The 24,389-nt window shown below is 72.7% G+C and carries 25 protein-coding genes and 1 riboswitch; of the genes, 13 read left to right on the forward strand and 12 right to left on the reverse strand.

Translation table 11 applies throughout. The annotated features are described in order from the left end of the window. Positions 1-31: 31 nt before the first annotated feature. Together AB0G04_RS12590 and AB0G04_RS12595 are read right to left on the reverse strand one after the other, a co-directional pair. A complete protein-coding gene (locus tag AB0G04_RS12590; RefSeq protein WP_360981103.1) occupies positions 32-1,036 on the reverse strand; it encodes a tetratricopeptide repeat protein in 1,005 nt (334 codons plus the stop codon). Beyond that, on the reverse strand, positions 1,033-2,337 hold the full coding sequence (locus AB0G04_RS12595) for an AAA family ATPase (RefSeq protein WP_360981106.1): 1,305 nt from the start codon (positions 2,335-2,337) through the stop codon (positions 1,033-1,035). Before AB0G04_RS12595 ends, AB0G04_RS12590 begins: the two co-directional genes overlap by 4 nt. A gap of 321 nt (positions 2,338-2,658) precedes the next feature. Here AB0G04_RS12595 and AB0G04_RS12600 point away from each other — a divergent pair, with 321 nt between their 5' ends. After that, a complete protein-coding gene (locus tag AB0G04_RS12600; protein WP_360981109.1) occupies positions 2,659-3,378 on the forward strand; it encodes a DivIVA domain-containing protein in 720 nt (239 codons plus the stop codon). Positions 3,379-3,516: 138 nt separating this feature from the next. Here the strand turns inward: AB0G04_RS12600 and AB0G04_RS12605 are convergent, their stop codons facing one another. Beyond that, positions 3,517-4,581 carry an epoxide hydrolase family protein gene (locus AB0G04_RS12605; protein WP_360981112.1) on the reverse strand — a complete coding sequence of 355 codons (1,065 nt, stop codon included), beginning with the start codon at positions 4,579-4,581 and terminating at the stop codon, positions 3,517-3,519. A gap of 53 nt (positions 4,582-4,634) precedes the next feature. Between AB0G04_RS12605 and AB0G04_RS12610 the strand changes: the two genes are divergently transcribed. Continuing rightward, positions 4,635-5,051, forward strand: a complete 417-nt coding sequence (locus AB0G04_RS12610) for a MarR family winged helix-turn-helix transcriptional regulator (RefSeq protein WP_360981115.1) — start codon at positions 4,635-4,637, stop codon at positions 5,049-5,051. 156 nt (positions 5,052-5,207) lie between these two features. On the opposite strand, the gene AB0G04_RS12615 is transcribed toward AB0G04_RS12610, so the two are convergent. From AB0G04_RS12615 to AB0G04_RS12625, 3 genes are all read right to left on the reverse strand, one after another. Further along, complete coding sequence (locus AB0G04_RS12615; RefSeq protein ID WP_360981118.1) at positions 5,208-6,197, reverse strand: NlpC/P60 family protein; 990 nt, start codon at positions 6,195-6,197, stop codon at positions 5,208-5,210. 16 nt (positions 6,198-6,213) lie between these two features. Continuing rightward, positions 6,214-6,338: riboswitch (cyclic di-AMP (ydaO/yuaA leader) on the reverse strand. A 140-nt stretch (positions 6,339-6,478) separates the two neighbouring features. Further along, the gene (locus AB0G04_RS12620) at positions 6,479-7,387 is read right to left on the reverse strand and encodes a M56 family metallopeptidase (protein ID WP_360981121.1); all 909 of its coding nucleotides are present in this window, start codon (positions 7,385-7,387) and stop codon (positions 6,479-6,481) included. Continuing rightward, entirely contained in the window at positions 7,384-7,740 is a 357-nt protein-coding gene (locus AB0G04_RS12625) for a BlaI/MecI/CopY family transcriptional regulator (RefSeq protein ID WP_360981124.1), read from the reverse strand. Before AB0G04_RS12625 ends, AB0G04_RS12620 begins: the two co-directional genes overlap by 4 nt. Before the next feature lie 73 nt (positions 7,741-7,813). Between AB0G04_RS12625 and AB0G04_RS12630 the strand changes: the two genes are divergently transcribed. The 9 genes from AB0G04_RS12630 (at position 7,814) to AB0G04_RS12670 (ending at position 17,064) form a co-directional block, all read left to right on the forward strand. After that, complete coding sequence (locus AB0G04_RS12630) at positions 7,814-9,226, forward strand: cytochrome ubiquinol oxidase subunit I (RefSeq protein WP_360981127.1); 1,413 nt, start codon at positions 7,814-7,816, stop codon at positions 9,224-9,226. A 12-nt stretch (positions 9,227-9,238) separates the two neighbouring features. Next, a complete protein-coding gene (gene cydB, locus AB0G04_RS12635) occupies positions 9,239-10,219 on the forward strand; it encodes a cytochrome d ubiquinol oxidase subunit II (protein WP_360981130.1) in 981 nt (326 codons plus the stop codon). Next, entirely contained in the window at positions 10,216-13,752 is a 3,537-nt protein-coding gene (cydC, locus tag AB0G04_RS12640; RefSeq protein ID WP_360981133.1) for a thiol reductant ABC exporter subunit CydC, read from the forward strand. Before cydB ends, cydC begins: the two co-directional genes overlap by 4 nt. Positions 13,753-13,782: 30 nt before the next feature. Further along, positions 13,783-14,358, forward strand: coding sequence for a TetR/AcrR family transcriptional regulator (locus AB0G04_RS12645; RefSeq protein ID WP_360981136.1), 576 nt, complete (start codon positions 13,783-13,785; stop codon positions 14,356-14,358). 43 nt (positions 14,359-14,401) lie between these two features. Then, positions 14,402-14,545 carry a hypothetical protein gene (locus AB0G04_RS12650; RefSeq protein WP_360981139.1) on the forward strand — a complete coding sequence of 48 codons (144 nt, stop codon included), beginning with the start codon at positions 14,402-14,404 and terminating at the stop codon, positions 14,543-14,545. A gap of 273 nt (positions 14,546-14,818) precedes the next feature. Next, entirely contained in the window at positions 14,819-14,983 is a 165-nt protein-coding gene (locus tag AB0G04_RS12655) for a hypothetical protein (RefSeq protein ID WP_360981142.1), read from the forward strand. Between the two features lie 199 nt (positions 14,984-15,182). Continuing rightward, the gene (locus AB0G04_RS12660) at positions 15,183-15,944 is read left to right on the forward strand and encodes a methyltransferase domain-containing protein (protein WP_360981145.1); all 762 of its coding nucleotides are present in this window, start codon (positions 15,183-15,185) and stop codon (positions 15,942-15,944) included. Positions 15,945-15,994: 50 nt separating this feature from the next. Beyond that, positions 15,995-16,441: a MarR family winged helix-turn-helix transcriptional regulator gene (locus AB0G04_RS12665; protein ID WP_360981148.1), complete on the forward strand. Its 447-nt coding sequence runs from the start codon at positions 15,995-15,997 to the stop codon at positions 16,439-16,441. Continuing rightward, on the forward strand, positions 16,438-17,064 hold the full coding sequence (locus tag AB0G04_RS12670) for a maleylpyruvate isomerase family mycothiol-dependent enzyme (protein ID WP_360981151.1): 627 nt from the start codon (positions 16,438-16,440) through the stop codon (positions 17,062-17,064). Before AB0G04_RS12665 ends, AB0G04_RS12670 begins: the two co-directional genes overlap by 4 nt. Positions 17,065-17,187: 123 nt before the next feature. On the opposite strand, the gene AB0G04_RS12675 is transcribed toward AB0G04_RS12670, so the two are convergent. Then, positions 17,188-17,736, reverse strand: coding sequence for a helix-turn-helix domain-containing protein (locus tag AB0G04_RS12675; RefSeq protein ID WP_360981154.1), 549 nt, complete (start codon positions 17,734-17,736; stop codon positions 17,188-17,190). Positions 17,737-17,831: 95 nt separating this feature from the next. Between AB0G04_RS12675 and AB0G04_RS12680 the strand changes: the two genes are divergently transcribed. Together AB0G04_RS12680 and AB0G04_RS12685 are read left to right on the forward strand one after the other, a co-directional pair. Beyond that, positions 17,832-19,022 (forward strand): FAD-dependent monooxygenase, encoded by a 1,191-nt coding sequence (locus tag AB0G04_RS12680; protein ID WP_360981157.1) that lies wholly within the window; start codon positions 17,832-17,834, stop codon positions 19,020-19,022. A 49-nt stretch (positions 19,023-19,071) separates the two neighbouring features. Continuing rightward, positions 19,072-19,815: a hypothetical protein gene (locus AB0G04_RS12685; RefSeq protein ID WP_360981160.1), complete on the forward strand. Its 744-nt coding sequence runs from the start codon at positions 19,072-19,074 to the stop codon at positions 19,813-19,815. 21 nt (positions 19,816-19,836) lie between these two features. On the opposite strand, the gene AB0G04_RS12690 is transcribed toward AB0G04_RS12685, so the two are convergent. From AB0G04_RS12690 to AB0G04_RS12710, 5 genes are read right to left on the reverse strand one after another with little or no spacing between them, the layout of a single operon-like run. Continuing rightward, complete coding sequence (locus AB0G04_RS12690) at positions 19,837-20,835, reverse strand: DNA topoisomerase IB (RefSeq protein ID WP_360981163.1); 999 nt, start codon at positions 20,833-20,835, stop codon at positions 19,837-19,839. Continuing rightward, a complete protein-coding gene (locus tag AB0G04_RS12695; protein WP_360981166.1) occupies positions 20,816-21,745 on the reverse strand; it encodes a glycosyltransferase family 9 protein in 930 nt (309 codons plus the stop codon). Before AB0G04_RS12695 ends, AB0G04_RS12690 begins: the two co-directional genes overlap by 20 nt. After that, on the reverse strand, positions 21,742-22,422 hold the full coding sequence (locus AB0G04_RS12700) for an SDR family oxidoreductase (protein ID WP_360981169.1): 681 nt from the start codon (positions 22,420-22,422) through the stop codon (positions 21,742-21,744). Before AB0G04_RS12700 ends, AB0G04_RS12695 begins: the two co-directional genes overlap by 4 nt. 5 nt (positions 22,423-22,427) lie before the next feature. Then, positions 22,428-23,768, reverse strand: a complete 1,341-nt coding sequence (locus AB0G04_RS12705) for a PfkB family carbohydrate kinase (protein ID WP_360981172.1) — start codon at positions 23,766-23,768, stop codon at positions 22,428-22,430. Continuing rightward, on the reverse strand, positions 23,765-24,373 hold the full coding sequence (locus AB0G04_RS12710; protein WP_360981175.1) for an SIS domain-containing protein: 609 nt from the start codon (positions 24,371-24,373) through the stop codon (positions 23,765-23,767). The genes AB0G04_RS12705 and AB0G04_RS12710 overlap by 4 nt, the downstream gene beginning before the upstream one ends. Positions 24,374-24,389: the final 16 nt, after the last annotated feature.

The raw sequence follows: 24,389 nt of genomic DNA on the forward strand, positions 1-24,389 counted from the left end.
TCGCACCGACGCATGCCGCCTTCGGCCGGTGTCATCGCCGCTCCACCCGCCCGGCGGCAAGCATCACCAGCTGGACAGCCAGCACGGAGGCCAGCACCGGCCAGGCCGGGCTGACCGCGTACCGGAGAAGAAGCGCGAGAGCGGCACCGGCGGCGACCAGCCGGACGACGACCGCCCGGCGCGTCGCCGCCGGGAGCAGGCGCAGGGAGATCCACGGCAGACGCCCCGCCGGGATCAGCACACGGATCGCCATGGTCACCGCCACCAGCACGATCACCGCCGCCGAACCGCGCGCCAGCAGCAGCGCCGACGCCCACCGGTGACCGCCCGCGGCGAGCAGCGCCACCACCGGCAGCCCGGCCGACAGACCCACCGTGAGACTCGCCAGCAGTCCGCGGACCGGCCAGCTCAGCACGGGAGCGCCGTACCGGCCCGGATGGTCCGCGGCCAGCCCTCGCAGGCCCCGCATCGCCTCGCCGATCCGCAGCCGCTGCGCATCGAGCACCGCCATCATCCAGCGGCCGTCGGTGTGGTCCGGATTCTCGGCCAGAGCCCGGACGGTGGCCGCGCGCGCGGCGTCCCCGCGACCGGCATGCCGTTCCACCTCCGCCAGGGTCATCAGGTCCTCGACCGAGTGCGGCGCGAGCGTCACCGCACGCCCGGCCGCGTCCCGGGCCGCGTCGTGTCTTCTCAGCAGCGTCAGGCAGCGGGCCAGCGACCGGTGCGGCTCGGGACGGTCCGGAGAGAGCCGCACCGCCTCGCTCGCCGATTCCAGCGCCTCCGCCGGGCGGGCCAGGACGAGCAGGCACTCGGCCCGTTCGATGTGCACGAACGCCTGACCGGGTGCGACGGCCACCGCCGCGTCGGCGAACTCCAGCGCGGCCCCGGAGTCGCCCTGCAGCCGCCGCAACCCGGCCAGCAGCCCGAGCAGCTCGGGATCGGACGGCGTGCCGGCGAGTCCGTCCCGGACGGCGCGCTCCGCCTGGTCGAGACGGCCGACGTCGGCGAGCGCCCGGGCCCGCGCCGCCGCGCTCATCGGATCTTGCGCTTCTTCAGGTAGGCGGCCAGGTCGTCGTAGGCGCCGCTCTCGTTCGCGAACATCGCCACGTTGCGGGCGGTGGCGAACCAGGCGTCCGTGGACGGCCGCACCTCGCGGGCCGCCTCCAGCATGTCCGCCTGGTTGATCATGCGGACCTCGCCGGCGGCGATCGAGTCACGCATCGCGTACTCGGCGGCGGTCTCGCACAGGTGCGCCAGATCGGCCCCCGAGTAGTGCTCCGTCGCCGCGGTCACCGCCGGCAGGTCGATCCCGGCGACCGGACGGTCCCGCAGGTGGTACTCCAGGATCGCGGTCCGGGCCGTCGCGTCCGGCGGCAGCACCAGCACGGTCCGGTCCAGCCGTCCCGGCCGGCGCAGGGCCGGATCGACGTCCCACGGCGCGTTCGTCGCCGCCAGCACGAACACGCCGTCGTTGCCGCCGTCCACACCGTCGAGTTCGGTCAGCAGCTGGTTCACCACCGTACGCATCGACGACTGCAGCTGACTGCGTTTGTGCCCGAGCGCGTCGATCTCGTCGAGGAACAGTACGCACGGCGCGTGCCCCCGTGCCGACTCGAACAGGTCGTGCAGGTTCCGCTCGGAACTGCCGATCCACATGTTCAGCACGTCGGTGATGCTAAGGCTGATGAACGCCGCGCCCATCTCACCGGCCACCGCACGGGCCAGGAACGTCTTGCCGCAGCCGGGTGGCCCGTAGAGCAGCAGCCCGCCCCGCAGGCTCTTGCCGAACAGGCTGCGCAGCTTCGGGTTGCGCAGCGGCCCCAGGAACGACACCTCGAGACGCTTCTTCACCTCGTCCATGCCGCCGACGTCGGCAAGCGTCACGGTGGACCGCTCCACGTCGAAGGCCCGGTCGGCGTGCCCGCGTACCGGGTCCGGCTCGCCGTCGGCCCGCGTGAACCGGGGTGGCACCACGTCCCCGAACTGCTCCTCCAGGGCCGCCCAGTCGACCCCCTTCGCGGCGGGCGGCGGCGGTTCGGTCCCGGTCGGCGGTTCTCCCGGATCTCCGGACCCCCGCGCCGGTACGGCCGGAGTCGCGTCCGGGTCCTCGGAATCCTGGGCCGGAACGGCCGGGGCGGCGCCGCCCAGCGCGCGGGCCATCAACTGCTGGGCCGCACTGTGGCCGGGCTCACGTGCCAAGATCTGAGCGGCGTGCCCGATCGCCTCCGCGCCCCGGCCGGCCGTGACGAGCATCTCGGCCAGGTGCAACCGCAGCGTCAGATCGTCCGGCTGCGACTCGACGGCAGCGGCCAGGCTGTTGATCAAGGCATCGCTCATGACAAGCGATTATGCCCCGGTCACGCCCCGGGTTCGGCCCCGCCGCCCGGCCACCGGCGGCGTCCCGACGAGTGGCCCGGCCGGGGAAATGTTCGGCGCACCGGGCGATCGCCGGTGACCTGCCGTTACGCGGACGATGCGGTAGGCGTTACCGGTGATACCGGATCGGTTCACCGTGAGTGGGGTGACAGATGCGGATACGATTCGCCGGCGCGCCTGTTCACGCCGGGAGTCCGGCTGCCGCCCGAGGGCCGGGCTTCGAATCGGCGCTGTCGTCCAACGACGTCGGATCGACCGGAACCGGCGGGAATCGAGGTCACCATGCCGATCACTCCGGCAGACATCCACAACATGGATTTCCGGAAACCACCGATCGGTAAGCGGGGGTACGACGAGGAGGAGGTCGACGCCTTCCTCGACGAGGCCGGCCAGGAGCTGATCCGGCTGATCGAGGAGAACGACCGCCTGGCCGAGCGGCTGCGCCAGGACCGCGGCGCCCCGGCCGACCCGGCGGCGACCACCGTGCTGAACGGCGAGGTGTCCGAACTCGCGGCGCGGCTCATGCAGCTGCGTGAGGGTCTCGCGCGGGCCGAGCAGGAGGCGCGCGACGCGCAGGCCCGGCTCGAGCAGGCGCGGCGCGAGGCTCGTTCCGCGCCGCCGGAGGTGCGCGGCAACGGCATGGCGGGCGAGCCCGACGACCGGGTCCTGATGATGGCGCAGCGCACCGCCGACGAGCACGTCCGTGACGCGCAGCGGGAGTCCGACCAGCTGCTCGCCGACGCACAGGTCCGCGCCGAGCAGGTCACCGGTGAGGCCCGCCGCGCGGCCGGCGCACTGGAGGCCGACGCCGAGCGGCAGCACACCGAGGCGATGGACGACCTGGCCCGGAGCCGGGCCGCCCTGCTCGAGGAGATCGACAACCTGGGTCAGCTGGCCGTCGACTACCGGGCGGCGCTCGGTGACCACGTCGTCCGGCAGCTGCACGACCTGGAGGGTGGGCCCGGCGTGGCCGGTCCCGCAGGGCTGCCCGGCCCCGCCTGACACCCACCCACCCCCCGGTTGTCGCACACCGTTGTCTCAGCGCAGCTGAGACAACAGTGGCGCACAGCCGGGCCTTTGCGGCTGGACTGTGCCGCTGTTTCGGGGGCTGCTGAGACAGCGGTGCGCGACAGCCGGGGGTCAGCGGTTTGTCAGGGTGCGGAAGAACTCGGTCACGTCGGCGGTGTAGAGGCCGGGCACCTCCAGGGCCGCGAAGTGGCCACCACGGGGGTACTCGGTCCAGCGGGTGATCGTCTCGCGCTGCTCGGCCAGCGGGCGGATCGACTGGACGATGTCACGGGGAAGAACCGCGACGGCCAGCGGGACCGGGCAGGCCGGGAGCGGTCCGCCGAGGCCGCTCTCCTTGATCAGACGTGCGGCCGAGCCGGCGGTACGGAACAGCCAGTGATGGGCGATGTTCGCGACGATGCGGTCGTCGGGGACCGGTGTGGCCGGGTCGGCCCAGGTGTCGAACTTCTCGGCCATGAAGGCGAGCAGTCCGGCCGGTGAGTCGTTGAGGGCGTACGCGGGGGTCTGCGGGGTCGCGGCGAACAGGATCTGGTGCGGGTGCCGGTTGGCGGCCAGCCGCATGGTCCGGGCGAGACGGTCCTGATCCTCGGGTCCGAGCCCGTCCGGGGAGCCGGGTGTCGGCAGGTAGTTGACGTGCACGCCGATGACCCGCTCGGGAGCGACCGTGGCGAGCAGCCGGGAGATGCCGGAGCCCCAGTCGCCGCCCTGGGCGCCGTAGCGCCGGTATCCGAGCCGGGACATCAGTTCGGCCCAGGCCTCGGCCACCCGCTGGATTGCCCAGCGGCCGCCGGTCGGGCCGGAGAGCCCGAAGCCGGGGATTGCCGGGGCCACCACGTGGAAGTACTCGGTGAGCGGTCCGAGCACGTCGAGGAACTCCACCGTGGAGCCGGGCCAGCCGTGGGTGAGCAGCAGGGGCAGGGCGTTCGGGTCGGCGGACCGGGCGTGGAAGAAGTGGACGCGGTCACCGCCGATCTCGGTGACCTGCTGCGGTACGGCGTTGAGCGCGGCCTCGTGGGCGCGCCAGTCGAACTCGAGCCAATGCCCGGCGAGTGCGCGCACCCGGGCCACGGTGATGCCGTACTCCTCGGGCGCTTCTTCGGGCCATCGGGTACGGGTGAGGCGCGCGGCCAGGTCGTCGAGGTCGGCTTGCGGGACGTGCACCCGAAAATCGTTCATACGGCTAACGTTAGTCCGACTAACGTTAGCCCGTCGAATGATATCGTCGTCACGTGGATCACCTGCCGAGCTGGCTGCTCTCCCAGACCGCCGTGCACGCGCACCGGCTCGTCGCCGGCGGTTTCGCGGCCGCCGGGGCGAAGGGCTGTCACTACCGGCTGCTGGCGTCGCTGATCACGGACGGCCCGGCCAGTCAGGCAGCGCTCGGGCGGCGCACCGGGATCCACCTGAGCGACCTCGTCGGAGCCCTGAACGAACTGGAGTCGGCCGGTTTCGTGGAGCGGGCACCGGATCCGGCGGACCGGCGGCGCAACGTGGTCGTGGTCACCGCCGCCGGGCAGGAGCGCGGGGCCGAGCTGAGCGGACGGGCGGATGCGATCCAGGACGAGCTGCTGGCGCCGCTCTCGGCGGGCGAACGGGAACAGCTCACCGGCTTGCTGCGCAGGCTGTTGGAGCACCACAGCCGGTGACGGATCGCTCAAGCTCGGCGGTCGCGTGTCCCGCCGGGGCGGACCGCCCGGCTCGCGGGCGCGGGCCGGTTACCTTCGTGGCCCGTACGAAATGTGGCCCGTACGAAATGAAGAAAGGCCGCCGTCCGAGGACGGCGACCTTTCCGCATGGGGTTTCTAGGCCGGGCGTCGATAGCCCGCGATAGGTCCCCGGTCGATGGTGGCCATCCGCACGTGGTCGCCCGTGCGCGGCGCGTGCACCACCTTGCCGCCGCCGATGTAGAGGGCGACATGGTGCACATCGGAGTAGTAGAAGACCAGGTCGCCCGGCTTCAGCTCGCTCCGGCTCACCGCCCTGGTGGAGCCCCACTGATCCTTCGTGTAGTGCTCGAGGTGCACGCCGACCGCACCCCAGGCCTCCTGCGTCAGGCCCGAGCAGTCGTAGGTGTTCGGGCCGTTCGAGCCGAAGACGTAGGGCTTGCCGATCAGGTCGCACGCCTTCTGGGCGGCGCGGCCGCCCTTGTCGTTCGTGTACGCGACCGGGCAGGGGCCGGTGCGCAGCTCCCCGTCGCTCGCGTCGACATCGCCGTAGGCGTCGAGACGGAGCTTCTGGAGCTTGGTGATCTCCTTCTCGATCGCCGTCCTCTTGGTCGCGAGGTCGGTGTCCCGGACCTCGATCTCGGACTCCAGCTTGTCGACGGTCGCCTTGTCGGCGGCGTACTTGTCGCGAAGCTTGGCGACCTCGGCGATCGAGGCCTTCCGGTTGGCGGACAGCTGATCGAGAAGCGTCAGCTTGTCCACGAAGCCGGTCGGCGAACCGGTCAGGATCATCGCGTTCATGGTGCCCGGCGGGCCCTGCATGTAGGCGTCGACCGCGAGACCCTTCACCTGGACCATCGCCTTGTCCACCTGGGCCTGCAGCGGGGCGAGGGTCTTCGCCAGGTCCTTCTGCTGCTTGCGCAGCTTGACCAGCTTGGCGTGGGTGCCGTTGTAGTCCTCGATGACGGGCTCGAGCTCGTTCCACTCCTTGTCGATCTTTTTCTCGATCTCCGCGGGGGAAGGCTCGGCATGGGCGACGGCCGGTCCCGTGACCAGGATGCCGGCCGCGGCCGCCGCGCACAGCACGATGCGCACGAGGCCGGCGCGACGCGCGCCAATCCGTTTCACGCTGGTGCGTCTTCCTTTCTTCCCGTTCAGCCGCCGACCGGGTTAGCTGACGGGTTCGGGCGGGAAGTCTGCCCGGCCGCGTCGCCGCGGCTTCACCCCAGGTGCTCGGTTCCCCGGCTCGCGATCAGGCGATGGCGCGATTAGGCGGTGGCTCGCCAGATCGGCCGGGTGACCGATGGGGGGCTGGTCGAACCGGGGACCACCGTACTCGGATCAAGGCGGCAAATGAAGGTCGCACACCCCGGCGAACTGTACGCACGGTTAAGTTCACGCTGGGTGGTCTAAAACGGCCAGCTGTCCATGGCCCGCGCCAGCCAGGGCACCACCACGATCACGGTGGGTAACACCAGCAGACCCGCCGCCCCGGCCGCGGCCGCCACCGTGAGGACCGCCGAACTCCGCTCCGGGCCGTCCAGCCGGGCCAGCCGGCGACGCCGGGATTCACCCTCGGGGTCGGCGGTCACCTCCTCCGCCAGGGGGACGGCGTCGGCCAGGCGGGCCAGCGCGGTACGCAGCGGCGCCGTCCCCGCCCGGCGCCGGGCGGCGTCGTCGGCGACCATCTCGAGCAGCAGGTGCACGGCGTCCAGCGGCGCCTTCGACCGCAGCGGTCCCGGCACCGCCCGGTAGAACGCGGTGAACGACTCCATCACCAGCTCGTGGTGGTGCCGCAGGTGGGCGCGTTCGTGGGCGAGGACCGCGTCCACCTGCTCCCGGTCGAGCACGCGCAGGACCCCGTCGCTGAGCACCACCCGCGGGTGCCGGCCGGGCACGCAGTAGGCAAGCGGCAGCGGGCCGTCGAGCACCCGTACCTCCTCGCCGCCCAGGTCGTCGTGGCGTTCCACCCGGTCGAGCAGGTCGACGAGCATCCGGTGCCGGGCGCGCCGGGCCCGCGCGCGGTGGCTGACCCGGCCCAGCGAGATCAGCAGCCGGATCACGATGACGGCGGCCACCGCGAGGGAGAACAGCAGGGCCGCGACCACCTCGGGATGACGGGCTCCGGCCTCGCGGGACATCTCCTCGGGCGCGGCCAGCACCACGCCGAGCGCGCAGAGCACGGCGGTGAGCGTGAGCGACTGCCAGAGCAGGATCGCGGCGACCGGCGCCCGGTCGGTCCACCGGGCGTTCGCCAGCAGTCTCGGCGCGGCCAGGGAGAGCGTCAGCCCGAGGGCACCGAGCAGGAGGGCGGTCACCGCTCGATGTTACGGGCGGCCTTCTCCATCGCGGCCCGCAGCGCCTCCGGGGGCAACTGCCCCATGAAGTACGCGAGAGCGGCGTCCCGGTCGGGGGTGGCGCTGAGCGCGTCGAGCATCACCCCGGCGGTCATCTCCTCGCGGGTCTGCGCCGGGGCGTACCGGTAGGCGCGGTCGGCGCGCTGCTGGGTGACCAGGCCCTTCTTGGCGAGCCGGTCGAGCACGGTCATCACGGTCGTGTACGCCAGGTCACGGTCCCGGCTGAGCAGCTCGTGCACCTGCCGGACGGTGAGCGGTTCGCCCGCGTCCCACAACTTCGTCATGACCTCGCGTTCGAGATCGTTCCTCGCCATGTGACCCACTCTACTTCACCGTGTCGTACTACGCGTCGTAGTATCTACTACGAAACGTCGTAGAGGGGCTGCCATGGACGTGCTCGACCTCACCCGGCTGCAGTTCGCGGTCGTGACGATCTACCACTACCTGTTCGTGCCGGTCTCCATCTCGCTGTCCGCCACCGCGGCCGGGTTCCACCTCGCCTGGCTGCGCACCGGCCGGGACAAGTACCTGCACCTGGCCAAGTTCACCGGCAAGCTGCTGATCGTCACGTTCGCCGTCGGTGTCGTCACCGGACTCGTCCAGGAGTTCCAGTTCGGACTCGGCTGGAGCTCGTTCGCCCGGTTCTACGGCGACGTCTTCGGACCCACCCTGGCCATCGAGGGCATGCTCGCGTTCTTCCTCGAGGCGACGTTCCTGGCCCTCTGGTACTTCGGATGGGACCGGCTGCCCCGCCGCCTGCACGCCGCCACCATCGTGATCGTCGCCGTCGGGACGCTGCTCTCGGCGTACATCATCCTGGCCGCCAACTCGTTCATGCAGAACCCGGTCGCCTACGCACTCGACCCGGACACCGGGCGCGCGCACCTGACCAGCTTCACCGAACTGCTCACCAACGAGGTCGTGCTCGCCGCGTTCCCGCACACGATCGGCGGGGCCGCGATGGCCGGCGGCGGGCTGCTGCTGGCGATCGGGATCTGGCGGGCCTCGGCCGACACCGCCTTCGGCACGCTCTCCCGGGTCGGGGCGTGGACCATGCTGATCGGCGGCGCGGTCACCGCGATCAGTGGCGACCACCTCGGCAAGGTGATGACGGCCGTGCAGCCGATGAAGATGGCGGCGGCCGAGGCCCTGTACGAGACGACCACCGGGGCACCGTTCTCGGTCTTCGCGATCGGCGAACTCGGTCACGACCGGCCGTTCTTCAGCATCGAGATCCCCGGCCTGCTGTCGTTCCTCGGTACCGGCTCGTTCGGCGGGACCGTCCAGGGCATCGACGACCTCCAGGCCGCTTACGTCGCACAGTACGGGCCGGGCAGCTACGTACCGATGATCCCGGTGGCGTTCTGGACCTTCCGTCTCATGATCGGCGCCGGCGTGCTCGGGATGGCGCTCGCCGCGTACCACCTGTGGTCGAACTGGGACACCACCCGGCGCGTCCCGCTGCTGCCCGGCTTCCTGCAGCCCGGCGGGGGCACACCCGGCTGGCTGAAGCGCTTCGTCCTGCTCGCACCCATGATCCCGGCCGCCGCCAACACGTTCGGCTGGATCTTCACCGAGACCGCACGGCAGCCGTGGCTCGCCTTCGGCATCTCCAAGGTCGCCGACGGCATCTCCCCCGGCCTCACCCGCGCCGAGGTGATCGTGTCGCTGGCCGGGTTCACGATCGTCTACGGCCTGCTCGCCGTCGTCTGGTACCGCCTCGTCGTGCACCTGTCCCGCAAGCCGCTGACACCGCTTCCCGCCGAACGGGAAGAGTCCGAGCCGGTTCCCGCCTACTAGGAGCGACCCCTCATGATCACGTTCTGGTTCGCGGTGCTCGTACTCGCCTGGGTGCTCTATTTCGTCCTCGAGGGCTTCGACTTCGGCGTCGGCATCCTGTCCCCGCTGCTCGGCCGGGACGAGCACGAACGAGGAGCCATCGTCCGTACGGTCGGGCCGTTCTGGGACGGCAACGAGGTGTGGCTGGTCGCCGCCGTCGGGGTCACGTTCGCCGCGTTCCCCGACTGGTACGCCGCCCTGATGTCCGCCCTCTACCTGCCCCTGGTCGCCGTCCTGCTGCTCCTGGCGATCCGCGGCACCGCCCTGGAGTTCCGCGGCAAGCACGACTCACCGGCGTGGCGCCGCCGCGCCGACCTGCTCCTGGCCGGCAGCTCCGCCGCCATCGTCGTCCTCTGGGGTGCCGTCCTCGGCATCCTCGTCGACGGCCTGGCCCTCGGCCCGGACGGTGAGGTCACCGGCACCGGCATCGCTCGCAGCCTCGGCCCGCTGGTCACCCCGGCCGCCGGAATCGGCGCGCTCGCCGCGCTTCTCGCGGCGGTCCTGCTCGGCGCCACCTTCCTCGCCCTGCGCACCACCGGCCCGGTCCGCCGCCGGGCCCGCGACGTGGCCCGGCACACCGGCACGGCCGGCGCGGTCACACTTCTCGTCACCGGCATCGGTACGGGAAGCCGCCTCACCCTGGCCGCCGCGGCGATCGTCTTCATCTCCGGGCTGCAGGCGCGGCGCTCCCGCGAGGGCACCGCCTTCGCGGCCGTCGCCGTCGCGGTCGCCGCCGCCGTGGCCGCCGTCTTCACCACCCACGGCGACGTGGTCCTGCGCAGCACGCTCGACCCGGCCTGGTCCCTGACCCGCGACGCGGCCGCCGCCGGCCCGGAGGCACTGCGCCTGATCACCGTGGCCGGCGTCCTGACCCTCCCCGGCGTCCTCGCCTACCAGGCCTGGTCCTACTGGGTCTTCCGCCGCCGCGTCGCCAGCGAACGGGTCCCGTCGTGACCGCCGCACCGATCGACCCGCGACTGCTGCGGCACGCCCGCTCCAGCCGGACCGGAGTCGCCATGCTCGCCGTGATCGGAACCGGCCAGGCCGCCGTGACGATCACCATCGCGGTGGCGCTCTGCGCGATCGTCACCGCCCTCCCCCGGCCCGGCCGCGGACCGATCCTCCTGCTGGCCGCCGCGTTCGTGACGCGCGGCGCGCTGGCCTGGGCCGAGCAGGTCGCGGCCCAGCGCACCGCGGCCCGCGTCACCGACGAACTGCGGCGGTCGCTGCTGGACCGGGTGATCGAGCGGGGCCCGGCCTGGGTGGCCGCCTACGGCCCCGGCCGGCTGACGACCGTGCTCGGCACCGGGCTGGAGGCACTGCGCCCGTGGTTCTCCGGATACCTGCCGGCGCTGGTCCTCGGCGTCGTCCTCCCGCCGCTGGTCATCACGATCATGGCGGTGGTGGACCCGGCGTCCGCGGTGATCACCCTGCTGACACTGCCGCTGATCCCACTGCTGGGCGCGCTGATCGGCTGGGCCACCAAAGCCCGCGCGCAGCAGCGCTGGGCCGCGGACGCCCGCTTGGCGGGCCACTTCCTCGACGTCGTGCAGGGCCTGCCCACCCTGCGGATGTACGGCCGCGCGGAACGCCAGATCCAGGTCATCGCCGACCTGACCGACCGCCACCGGCGGGCCACCATGCGGGTGCTGCGGGTGGCGTTCCTGTCGTCGACCGCGCTCGACCTGGTCGGCACGCTGTCCGTCGGCCTGATCGCGGTCCAGGCCGGACTGCGGGTGGCCGCCGGTGACATGGACCTCGGCCCAGCCCTGCTCGTCATCCTGCTGGCGCCGGAGGCCTATCGCCCGTTGCGGGAGATGGCGGCCCGCTACCACGCCTCCACCGACGCGGGTGCGGTGATCGCCGACGTCGACGAGGTGCTCACCGCCGGCGAGCCCTCCCCCGGCACCGCACAGTTTTCCACCGGCACGGGACAGTCCTCCACCGTCGTCGGGCAGTCCTCCGCAAGCACCACGGCCGACGGCGCCGCCCTGGCCTCCACCGCCATCGCCGCCGGACGCTGGGGTGTGCGGGTCACCGGCCTCCGAGCCCGGTATCCGGGGGCCGTCGAGGACGCGCTGCGGCTGCCCGGGCTGTCCGTCCGCGCGGGTGAGCTCGTCGCGTTGAAGGGCCCGTCGGGAGCCGGAAAGACCACCGCGCTGCGCGTACTGGCCGGACTGCATCCCGCCGAGGCCGGAGCCATCGCCGTCGGCAGCACGTTCTATCTGCCGCAACGCCCGGCCCTGCCGCACGCCCGCACGATCACCGGCGCTTTCCCGCCGGACACCACGCCGGGCGAGCGGGAGGACGCATTACGCACCGTCGGCCTGACCGGCGAGGTCACCGCACTGACACCGCTCGGCGAGCAGGCCGCCGGGATCTCGGCGGGCCAGCGGCAACGGCTGGCCCTCGCCGTGCTCCTGCACCGGGCCGCCCGCGCGATCGCGGAGCGCCGCCGGACCGCCGCCGGACCCGTGGTCACCCTTCTTCTCGACGAGCCGACCGCGCACCTCGACAGCCTCGCGGAACGCCTCGTGATCGACCGCCTGCACGAGTTCGCGGCGCGGGGCTGCGCCGTCCTCGTGGTCGCACACCGCCCGGCCCTGCTTGCCGCCGCCGACCGCACGGTCCCCGTCACCGCGCCCACCGGAACGCTCCCGCTGCGCGGTGCCGTGACCGCCGCGATCCTGCACCCCTCGGAGGGGCCGTTTTGGACCACGGCGAACCTCGCCCGCAGCCAAAGCCGCAACGACACCCCGGAAACAGCGCCTGCCGACGGCCCGGCCCACCCGGCCGGCGACCAGCGCCGCAGCGGCACCGCCGAGACAGCGGTCACCGACGGCCGGGCGGTGGCGGGCGCGCGGCGGGCGTGGTGGGCGCGGCTACGGACCCCCGGGGTGGCGGCCGGACTGGGAGCCGGGTCGTCGCTGGCCGGGATCCTGCTGACCGGGGCGGCGGCATGGCTGCTGGTGCGGGCGTCCTCGCTGCCGCCGGTGCTCAGCCTGTCGGGCGCCGTCGTACTGGTGCGGGGCAGCGCTGTCGCGCGGCCGCTGCTGCGGTACCTGGAACGGCTCGTCTCGCACGAGGTGGCGTTCGCCCGGCTGGGAGACCAGCGGGCCCGGGTCTACGCCGATCTGATCCCGCACGTACCGGGGCCGCGCCTGCACCGCCGTGGCGACCTGCTCACCAGGCTGGTGGACGATGTGGACGCCGGGACCGACGGGCTGTTGCGGGGCCGCCTGCCGGCCGTCGCCGCCGCGGTGGCCGCCGTCATGTGCCTCGGTGCGGTCGTGTGGACGGCGCCGCGGGCCGCGGTCCTGCTCGCGGCCGGCCTGCTGATCTCCGGAGTTCTGGCTCCGGCAGTCGCCGGGTGGCAGGCGGACCGGCAGGAGGCGGCCACCGGTACGGCACGGGCCGAACTGCGTGACGCCATGGTCGAGACCGTCGGCGGTGCCGAGGAACTGGGCTCCGGGGGCGGGCGGCCGGACGTGCCGCACGAGCGCAGCCGCGCACTGGCCCGGCTGGAGGCGCGAGCCGCACGAGCCGCCGGACTGGCTGCGGCGGTCGCTCACGCCGGCTGGGGCGTGGCGGTGGCCGGCGTCGCCATGACGCTCAGCGGCGCGACGCTGTCAGCGGAGTGGAGCGCGGTCCTGCTGCTGGCGACCGTGGTACTCGGCGAGGCCGTCGTCGCCCTGCCGGAGGCGGCGATCGCCCGGCGCCGGGCCGCGGCCGCCGAGGACCGGGTCGGCGCGCTGACCGCCGCCCCCGGGATCGCCGGTACGGACCGGACCGCCACCGGCCTTCCCGCGACAGCCGGTGCGGACGGCGCGGTCCGGGTCGAGGGGCTCGTGGCCGGGTGGGATCCGGGGCGGCCGCCGGTGCTGGACGGGCTGGACCTTCGCCTTCCGGCGGGCTCGCGTACCGCGATCACGGGGCGATCGGGGTGCGGGAAGTCGACACTCGCGGCGGTGCTGGCCGGGCTGCTCGCGCCCCGGGCCGGTGTGGTGGAGGCCGGCGGCACCGCGGTTCTCGTGGGGGACGAGACGGGACACGTGTTCGCATCGACCGTACGGGAGAATCTGCGTCTTGCCTCGCCGGCCGCGACCGATGCGCAGCTCCTGGCCGCGCTCGCACGGGTGGGTCTGGGCGGGATGGAGCTGGACACCTGGCTGGGTACCGGTGGCGGCACCGTCTCCGGCGGGCAGCGGCGGCGGCTGGCGACCGCGCGGGCCCTGCTGGCGGATCCGGCTCTGCTGATTCTCGACGAGCCCACCGAGGGGATCGACGAGGCGGGCGCCCGGGAGTTGATGGCGGACCTGCTGGATGCGGCTGCCGGGCGGACCGTGCTGGTCTTCGCGCACCGGGAGGAAGGCCTCGACCTGGTGGACCGGACATTCGAGCTCGGCCCCGGAGGCCTGGCCGAGGTCGGCCGGGACGGCATCGGGCGGCAGGGCGGCCGGCGAGGGCTGAAAGTGAAGAATGTCTGATTGGACCGGTTAGTTCTTTAGAGTGGGATCATGGCACGGTCGCCCGCCCCCGGCACCCGGGACACCATTCTGACCGCGGCCGCCGGGCTGTTCTACGAGTACGGCGTCCGCGCCGTCGGGATGGCGCAGGTGGTCGAGGCGGCCGGCTGTGGCAAGAACCTGCTGTACAAGCATTTTCCCAGCAAGGCCGAGCTCGCGGCGGCATATCTGGCGCTCACCCGGCAGGAGCGGGAACGGTCGGTGGCCGAGGCGCTGCGCTGGTTCCCGGATCCGGCCGGGCAACTGACGGCGCTGGTCACTGAGATCGCCGACTTCGTCCGGCGGCCCGGATACCGGGGGTGCCCGTTTCGCAACTATCTGACCGAGTTCCCGAATGACGACGACGAGCCGGCTCAAGTCGCCCGGTCCTATCTGGCCGCATGCCGTGCACGGCTGGATCGGCTGGTGGCCGGGATCGGAGGCGACGAGTTACTGGCCGACCGTATCTGGCTGATCGTCAACGGTCTGCACACGGGACCGGCGACGCAGGCGCAGGTGGCGGTCGACTGGGTGGCCGAGCTGATCCGGGGCGGCACCGGTTCGACTGCCGGTGCGGTGGAGCGCTAGAAAGGCGCCCAAGATCTCTACAACCGCGGGCCGGGTGAGAGGGATGTCGTTGCCGGCGCCGCCCGTGCGGGCGCCGGAGTTCGGGCGGGACGCGCTGATCGTCTGCGATGACGTGCTCCGCATCTATCAGACCGGGACGATCGAGCCGACCGGTGAGCTGGACACCGTCACGTCGGCCGGGGACTAGGTTCGCGTTGTGGGATCGAAATGTGAGGCGGTCGTGCCCTTCGACTGTGAACGGTGTGCGGGGAGCGCGACCTTCGGGGAGACGATCATCGGTGGGCGGCTGCACTGGTCGGTCTCGCACTCATGTCCGGACGTGAGCGATCCGGGGACCGTCGGGCTGAGCGAGGAATGTGGGCGTGATGAGCCGCCCGCTGAGCTGCGCCGGGCATTGCTGGAGCAGTGTGGGCTCCATCGGCTGCGGCTGGGCAGTGGTGACGCGAGCCGGGTTGCCGTCATGAGAGTGCTCCGGGAACGCCGCGGCACACCGCTGTCCGAGATCCCGATCCTGATCGCGGCCCTGGCCGGAGAGGGCCTGGGCGGCACAGAGATGGAGTTGCGCCTACTGGCCGCGCAACTCGCCGAGGCGGGAGTGCCGGTGCTGGTGGAACGGCCCGCCTGATCGAGCGGCATAAAGCAGGCAGCGCCACCCGCGTCCACCACGAACTGGTGAGGTTGCGGCCCGTTCGGCCTGACCCGCCGCCGACCGGCGACGCCGCCGGGCGACCGGCGACGCCGGAGCGTGACCGCGGCGAGGAAATCGGATGCGGTGACTCCGGCGGGGCAGCAGACTTCGGGCCGGGCCAAGGCGGGAGTCGCTTGTGCGTACGATCGATGATCTTTTGAAGGAAGCCTCTGCTGCGGACGTCGGCGGGTGGGGTTTCGGCTGGCTGGAGGGCCGGGCCACCGAGGAGCGGCCGCCGTGGGGGTATGCGCGGCTGCTCGCCGGGCGCCTGGAGGGCGTGCAGTCGGCGCTGGACATCGACACCGGCGGCGGGGAGATCGTCGCGGAGATGCCGGTGCTGCCACCCCGGATGGCGGTGACCGAAGGCTGGGCGCCGAACGCCGAACGGGCCCGGCGGCTGCTCGGGCCGCGCGGTGTAGAGGTGGTTCCGGCACGGCCGGGTGAGCCGCTGCCGTTCGAGGATGGCGCGTTCGAGCTGGTCAGCAGCCGGCATCCGGTCCGGCCGGACTGGGCCGAGATCGCCCGTGTGCTGGCGCCCGGCGGTGTCTACTTCGCGCAGCATGTCGGTCCGGCGTCCGCGTTCGAGCTGATCCAGTGGTTCCTCGGGCCGCTGCCGCGGGGGGATCTGGCCCGCGATCCGGTACGGGAGGCCGACGAGGCGCGGGCGGCCGGGCTGGAGATCGTGGACCTGCGGACGGCTCGTTGCCGGATGGAGTTCTCCGACGTCGGCGCGGTCGTCTGGATCCTGCGCAAATGTGTGTGGTGGGTGCCGGACTTCGACATCGACCGATACCGCGAGGCGCTGGTACGGATGGACGAGCACATTCGCACGCACGGCGCGTTCGTCGCGCATTCGACCCGGACGCTCGTCGAGGCCCGCCTTCGTGCGGGAAATTGAGGACGGACCCCAATAGTATCGGCTCAATTAGATATGACATCATTGTTGTCATGAACCCACGTGGCACGATGCTCTACGACGTTCTCCGGCACGTCCGGCCGCTCGTGCTCAACTCGGCCCGGGTGGTCGAGGCCGCCCTGCACGGCGACGGCCTGACCGTCGGCATGCGGGCTGTCCTGGAGATGCTCGCCGAGCAGGGCCCCCTGACCGTGCCGGACATCGCCGACCGGCTCGACCTTGCCCGGCAGGGCATCCAGCGGCACGTCAACGATCTGATGGCGCTCGGCTGCGTCGAGTCGCGACCGAACCCGGCACACCGCCGGTCGGTGCTGATCGGCACCACCACGGCCGGAGCCGCACTGTTCGCCCGCATCCGCGCCGACGAACTGGGGCGCCTCGGCCGGATGGCCGCCGACTGCACCGACGAGGAGATCACCACCGCGCTGCGGGTGCTGGCGGCTCTCAACCGCGACGTGCGGGCGGAGGCCCGGCAGTGACCGGCCCGGACGTCTTCCGGCTGGCCACCGAGAACCGGCTGATGATCGCCGGCTTCCTGGAGGGCCTGGACGACCGGGCTTGGGCGACGGCCACGCTCTGCGAGGGCTGGACCGTTCATCACATGGCGGCCCATCTCGTTCAGCCCATGCTGATCGGTTTCGGACGGTTCTTTCTGGCCTCGTTCCGCTATCGCGGCGACACCGCCCGGACCGTCGACCACTTCACCCGGCGCCTGGCCCGGAAGTCGCGCGGGGAGCTGATCACCCTGCTGCGCGAGCACGCGCACGACCGGGTGGACCCGCCACGGGTCGGCCCGATCGGCCCGTTCGCCGAGACGTGCGTGCACCTGCGCGACATCGCCAGGCCGCTCGGCCTGAGCATCGACGTGCCGGCCGCGCACTGGCGGATTCTGCTCGACCACCTCGTCGCACCGTCGGCCACACCCGCGCTGTGCCCGCCCGGACGGCTGGACGGTCTGCGCCTGGCCGCCACCGACATCGAGTGGGCGGCGGGCTCGGGTGCGCTGGTCACCGGCCCGGCCGAGGCCCTCGGCATGGCGATAACCGGGCGGCGGGCCGCACTCGCCGACCTGTCCGGCCCGGGCGTCGCCCGCCTCACCTGAACCCGCGCCGGAAACGAACGCCGGGCGCGGACCGCCCGCTGCCAACTCGCACGCCGCACCGGACTGGACTCCCGGTCCGAACTGCTCGCCAGCAGGTCGCACGCCACGCGGGAGACGGACGCCTCACGCTCGGTCCGGACCGCCCGCCAACAGGTCGCACGCCGCGTCGAGGGCCGCCTCACGCAGGTCGCCGCCTGGGATCCCGGGCAGCACGACGGTGCAGTCACCGAGGCCACCGATCGCCATCTGCACCCGGACCAGACCGGACAGTGACGGCTCCGGCCCGGCCAGCATGGCGACCATCCGGCGGCGCCAGTCCCCCACTGCGGCGGCCAGGTCGACCAGCGCCAGGATGCTCGGCTCCCGCATGATCATGGCGGTGATGTCCCGGTGCCGGTACGTGACGTCGAAGTAGGCGCCGAGCAGCTCCCGCGCGTCCGCACCCGGCCCGAACGGGGCGAGCGTCGCCTCCACGTCGTCGATGAACGGCTGGACCAGGCTGCGCACCAGCTCTTCCCGGGACGCGAAGTGGTAGTAGAGCGCCGGCTTGGTGACACCGACACGTTCCGCGATCTCGCGCAGGCTGACCTGGTGCACGCCCTTGGCGGCGATCAGCTCGAGGGCGGCGCTGCGGATGCGGTCGGCGGTCTCGGTCGTACGGGCACGTGGCACACCCGAATTCTACTTACCGGAAGGTAAGCATTGACGGGCCGTCCTACCGTGTTGATTACTTACCGATAGGTAAACAAACGTGGAGAGGAGCCCCCGTGCACGCGCTGATCTCGGGCGCCGGCATTGCCGGTCCCGTGCTCGCCTACTGGCTGTGCCGCAACGGCTGGCAGGTCACCGTCGTGGACCGGGCCACCGACATGCGCGCCGGCGACGGCGGACACGCGGTGGACCTGTTCGGCCCGGCCGTCGAGGTGATCGAACGCATGGGCCTGCTGGACCGGGTCACCGGGGCCCGCACCGCGAACGACACCATCACCCTGTTCCGTGAGGGCCGCCGTCCGATCACGGTGGCCACCGCCGACCTGGCCGGCGGCATCTCGGGCCGGCACGTCGAGATCATGCGCGGCACCCTGGCCGGCTTCCTGCACGAGGCGACTCTCGACGACGTCGACTACCGCTTCGGCACGGTGATCGACCGCCTCGACGCCGGGCGAGCGACGCTCTCCGACGGCACCACCATCGAGGCCGACCTGATCGTCGGCGCCGACGGTCTGCACTCGGGGGTGCGCCGCCTGGTGTTCGGGGCGGAGCGCGACCATCGCCGGTTCCTCGGCGCCTACCTGGGCGTCTACACCCTCCCCGACGTGCTCGGCGCCGGGCCGACCGTCGCCGCGTTCACCGCGCCGGGTCTGGCCGCCACCGTTTATCCGACCCGGACCGAGGGACTGTCCCGGGCGCTGTTCCTCGCCCGTACGCCCGAGGAGATCCCGCACGACCGCCGGGACCCGCGGGCGCAGAAACGGCTGCTGCGGGAGCTCGTCGGCGACGCGCTCGGGCCGCGCGTCGCCACCGTCCTGGAGCACGCCGGCGCGGCCGGGGACTTCTACCTCGACGACATCTCGCAGATCCGGATGGACACCTGGTCACGCGGCCCGGTGACGCTGGTCGGCGACGCCGGTTACGGCCCCGGCCCGGCGGTCGGCGGTGGCACCAGCCTGGCCGCCGCCGGGGCCTACGTGCTGGCGGCGCGGCTGCGCGACGTGACGGTAGCCGGCATTCCCACGGCACTCCGGGAGTACGAGGACGCCCTCGCCGCCCCGGTCCGCAACAGCCGCCGCATCGGCCCGGCCGTGCTGAACGCGATCGTGCCCCGCAGCCGCTCCCAGGTGTGGGCGACGGCCCAGGTGATGCGCCTGCTCCCGCACCTGCCGGCCGCAGTCCGGGACCGCCTGACCGCCTTCGGCGGCGGCCCGGCCGCCATGCTCGACGGTCTCACCCTGCCGTAGGCGGCGCCACCGGTACGGCCGGCTGGCAGGCGATTCCTACGCTGACGGCATGCTGCTGGCAGAGATGAGTGTCACCGGATACCGGACCTCGGTGACGGTGTTCGAGCAGCCGGGCGGTGGGCTCCGGTGGGTGGTCCTGCCGACGATCCACATGGGGCACCCGGACTACTACTGGGCGATCTGGCAGCGGCTCCGGGAATGCCAGGCGGTGATCGCCGAGCAGTACGACGGGCCGAGCTCGACCGGGTACGCCTACGTCGCGGCGATGCGGCTGACCGGGCAGCGGGCCGGCCGGGAACTGGTGCACCAGGACATCGACTACGGGGCCCTGGGCGTGCCGGTGATCTTCCCGGACGCGCACACCGCCCCACCGCCCGAGCCGGACCGGCGGATGCCGGACATCGGCTGGGCCGACGTGGTGCTGACGACGCCGAGGCTGGCGATCCAGATGGCGATCTCCGGCCGGGACGACTGGATCGCCGGCGACACGGTCGACATCCACGACACCACCCGGTTCCTGCCGGCGCCCGGCGAGGTGATCGGGCCCGACGGCCTCGGTGAACGGGACCGGCTGCTGCTCGGGGTGATCCGGGAGATCCACGACGAGTTCGCCGGCGAGGACATGGAGGTCGGCGTCGTCTTCGGGGCAGCGCACATCCCGCTCGTGGTGCGGACGCTGACCGGCGAGCTCGGCTGCCGGGCGGCCCCGGGGCAGCGGTGGCTCACCGCGATCAACTACGACGAGCCGCCGTACCTGCGTAAACCCAGCCTGGACGGCTGGATGGACTGGTGATCCGCGCGCTTGCCGGCCCGGTCAGGTGACTGCGTCGTTCAGCAGGTCACGGACCTCCTCCTCGGCCTTCTCCTTCGGATCGTCCGGCTCGACGTCGATCACCTCGCCCTCGGTGTACGCCTCCACGACCCGCGGGTCGACATAGGAGTTGCGGGCCACCGTGGGGGTGTTGCCGAGCAGCCCGGCGACCTCCTTCATGGCGTGCGCGACGACCTTCTTGCGCTTGGCGGCGGTCGGCTGCGGCCCGGCCTCGGCGAGCACCTCGGCGGCCTTGACGGTGCCGTGCCACGTCCGGAAGTCCTTGGCGGTCATCTGCTCGCCGCTGATCTCGCGCAGGTAGTCGTTGATCGTGTCGGCGCGGATCTCCTGCCAGCGGCGGCGCGCCGGATCCCAGTGGGCGAACAGCCGCTCCTCACCCCGGCGGCGGCGTTTCAGGTCGCGCAGCACGGCGCAGACCTCACCGTCGCCGACGCTGGCCGCGTGCTCGACACCCGACTTGCCCCGGAACTCCAGCAGCACGCAGCCGCCACGGGTACGGACGTGGTCCGGCCGCAACGTGGACAGCCCGTACGACGGGTCCTCCTCGCGGGCCGCGGACTCCTCGCCACCGACCCGGAACATGCCCATGTCGAGGAGCCCGACGATCGCGGCGAGAACGCGGGAACGGGTCAGGCCACGGCCGGTCAGGTCGTCGCGCAGCCGGTCGCGGACCTCCGGCAGCCGCTCCGCGACCTCGAGGGCGTGGTCGAACTTGGCGCGGTCCTGCTGTTCACGCCAGGCCGGGTGGTAGAGGTACTGCTTGCGGCCGGCCCCGTCGACACCGATGGCCTGGATGTGACCCTGCGGATCCGGGCTGATCCACACGTCCCGCCAGGCCGGCGGGATGACCAGCGCCTTGATCCGTTCGATGGTCTCCTCGTCGCGCAACGGCTCGCCGGAGGCGTCCCGATAGCTCCAGCCCTTGCCCGCCCGCCGCCGGGTCAGGCCGGGCCGGCCGAGGTCACTGCGCCGTAACCGCATGCTGCACCTGCTCGGCGGCGGCGAGGACCTCGTCCACGCCGACGGCCAGCAGCGCGGGGTGCACGGGACCCGGCAGGTCCCCACGCTCGCTGGTGGTGCCGTGCCAGAGGGCCCGGTGGTACGGCCGGCCGGCGGGCGGGCCCCAGCGGGCCGGCGACATCGGGCCGAACAGGACCACCGACGGCGTCCGGTAGGCGGTCGCGAGATGCGCGACGCCGGTGTCACCACAGATCACCAGGCGGGCGGCGGCGACCAGGGCGGCGAGTTCCCCCAATCCGGTACGGGGTGCCGCGTGCGCCGGCAGCCCGGCGAGCTCGGTCACCCGTACACACAGATCGTGCTCTGCGGGAGAACCGGTGACCAGGACCTGATGGCCCGCCGCGTGCAACCGCCGTGCGACGGCCGCGAAGCGCTCCGGAGGCCATCGCCGTGCCGGGGACTTCGCGCCCGGGTGGATGATCGTGACGCCGGACGGCACGTCGGCGTCCGGAACGTGCAGGTCCAGGTCGGTCTCGTCACAGGCGACGCCGTAGTGGCGGACCAGCCGGCACCAGCGGCGGACCTCGTGCTCGTCGTCGTGCCAGCCGGGACCGTCGTGGTGACCGGCCGCCCGGCTGGCGAACGCCCACAGCGCGCCGGGCCGCAGCGCCCGCAGCCGCAGATGCGACTCCGGGCCGGAACCGTGCAGGTTGACCGCGATCCGCGGCTCGGCGGGCGCCGCATCGAGGGGTTCCAGCTCGGCGGCCGGCACGATCCGGTCGATACCGCCGATCGTCAGGATCAGCGGGGTGAGCCAGGCGGGAGCAGCAAGGCTCAGCGTCTCACCGGGAAAGGCGGCGCGGAGCCCGCGCAAGGCGGGCGCCGCGGTCGCCAGATCACCCACGCCGAGCGCGCGCAGGACGAGGATCACGGGTACGAGCTCTCCGTCTCCGCCGCGACGACCAGTTCCCGGACCGCGCAGCCGGCCGGCTGGCCGAGGGCGAACAGGACGGCGGCAGCCACGTTCGCCGGATCGTTGAGGATCGCGTCCGGGCCCGGCTTGTACCTCTCGTCGCGCTCGTCGAAGAACTTCGTCCGCATCCCGCCGGGGATCAGCAGCGTGACGTTGACCTGCCCGGCGAGTTCCGCGGCGAGCGCCCGGGTGAACCCGACGACACCGAACTTGGCGGCGCAGTAGGCGGTCGCGTCGGAGACGGCCTTGACGCCGAGCGTCGACGAGATCGTGACGACACCGCCGTGCGACCGCTTGAGCTCGGGCAACGCGGCCCGGATCACCGCGGCGGTGGCGAGCAGGTCGATCGCGACGATCCGGTCCCAGATCTCGCCGGGCACGTCGGACAGGGCGCCCGGCACGTCCATCCCGGCCGCCGTGACGACACCGTCGATGCTGCCGCCGGCCCGCTCGATCAGCTCCCGGGTGGCGCGTTCGGCGGCACGGGTGTCGGCCAGGTCGCACTCGATCCACTCGACCCCCTCCTTCGGGGCCTGACGGTCGATGACGTACGGGCGGCCGCCGGCCTTGATGACGGCGTCGACGACGGCGGCGCCCAGGCCGCTCGAACCGCCGGTGACGATGACTGCGTCCAACTCGGTTACCTCCTGCGTGCTTGCGCGATGGTTTTGGTGGTGGAACGGCCGTCCAGATACGGGACGATCACGGTCTGGCCGCCCCAGCGTTCGACGACCTCGGTCTCCGGCAGCGTGTCGTAGTCGCCGCCCTTGACCCACACGTCGGGGCGCAGCCAGGTGAGGACGGACTCGGGTGTGGGTTCGTCGAAGATGACGACGGCGTCGACGCAGTCGAGGGCGGCGAGCAGGCGGCTGCGGTCGTCCTGGCGGGTCAGCGGACGGCCCTCGCCCTTCAGCTCGCGCACCGAGTCGTCGCTGTTCAGGCAGACGATCAGGCAGTCGCCGAGCGCGCGGGCGGCCTTCAGGGTGGCGAGATGGCCGGTGTGCAGCAGGTCGAAGCAGCCGCCGGTGGCGACCACCGTGCCGCCGCGCGCGTGGACCTCCGCGACCAGCCGTCCGGCCTGGTCCGCGCCGATCCGCTCCTCCCCCGTGCCGGGTTCCTCCTCGCGGGAGCCGCTGACGTAGGCGCTGGCAGCGTTCACCGCCGCGGCCACCGCTTCGGACACGAGCGCACCTCCGGCGAGTGCGACCGCGGCGGCCGCCGCGAACGCGTCCCCCGCTCCGCAGGTGTCCCCGCCGGACGTCTCCGGGACCGGCACCACCAGCGGGGTCGGGCCGCCCTGGCACAGCACCGCGCCCTCGGCGCCGCGCGTCACCACCACCGCTCCGGCCTGCCAGCGCTGCCGCAGCGTGTGCCCCGCTCGCTGGGCGCTGCTCAACCCGCGACCGGCGTCACCGGACAGACGGCGGGCCTCGGACTCGTTCGGGGTGACCAGGCGGACGTTCGGCACCGGCGGCGGACCGTTCGGGTGCGGGTCCCAGACCACCGGCGCCTTGGATTCCTCGATCGCGGCGCGCAGGGCCGGATGCCGGGCGACACCGCGGCCGTAGTCGCTGACCAGGATCGCGTCTGCCTCGCGGAGCAGGTCGACGACCGCCTGCGGGGCGTCACCCGGCGGCTGGGCCGGGCCGCCGCGGTCCAGCCGGAGCAGCACCTGACCGCCGGCACGCAGCCGGATCTTCTCCGGCGTGGCGCCGGGCAGTGGCAGGGCGTACACCTCGATGCCGGCGGCCGACAGCAGCTCGCTGAGCCGGGCTCCCGCGGCGTCGGACGCCAGAGCCGTCACCAGGGCGACCTCGTGGCCCTGCTGGGCGGCGAGCACCGCGGCCAGACCGGCGCCGCCGGGACGTTCGTCCACCGTCTCCTCGTCGAGGACCGGGGCCGGGGCGTCCGGGGCGATCCGGGACACGGTCCCGTGCACGTCCCGGTCGAGCAGGGTGTCACCGATGATGACAAGCCTCATACCTTGACCATCTCCTCCAGCTCGTCGCGGTCCACGTCGAAAGGGCGCACGAGGTACCGGTCCACGTACTCACACATGACGTGCACCGACAGCAGATGCAGTTCCTGGACGACCTGACTGTCCGGCGACGGGCAGCACAGCGCCTCGTGACAGATGTCGGCAAGCGGGTTGGGCCGTTCCCCGACCATCGCCCAGGTCCGCATGCCGATCTCGTTCGCGGCCCGGGCCGCGGCGATCAGGTTCGGGCTGCGGCCGCTCGTCGACATCAGGATGAGCACGTCGTCGCGGCGGCCGTGTGCCCGGACCTGCCGGGCGAACACCTCGTCGAAGCCGTAGTCGTTGCCGATCGCGGTGACCGCCGACGAGTCGGGGGTCAGGGCGATCGCGGACAACGGCATCCGGTCCTCGCGCAGCTTGCCGACCAGTTCGGCGGCCAGGTGCTGGGCCTCGGCGGCGCTGCCACCGTTGCCGGCGACCAGCAGGCGGCCACCACCGGCCAGATGGCGGGCCAGATAGGCGCCCCAGCGAGCCAGCCGCCCGGCCTGCGACCGGTACGGCAGCAGGGCCTGGATCAGCCCGGTCAGATGCTCGTCGAGCAGATTCACGCGGTCTCCCATGTGC

Origin of the sequence: Actinoplanes sp. NPDC023801, assembly GCF_040639655.1 — a bacterium.
Taxonomy (GTDB): domain Bacteria; phylum Actinomycetota; class Actinomycetes; order Mycobacteriales; family Micromonosporaceae; genus Actinoplanes.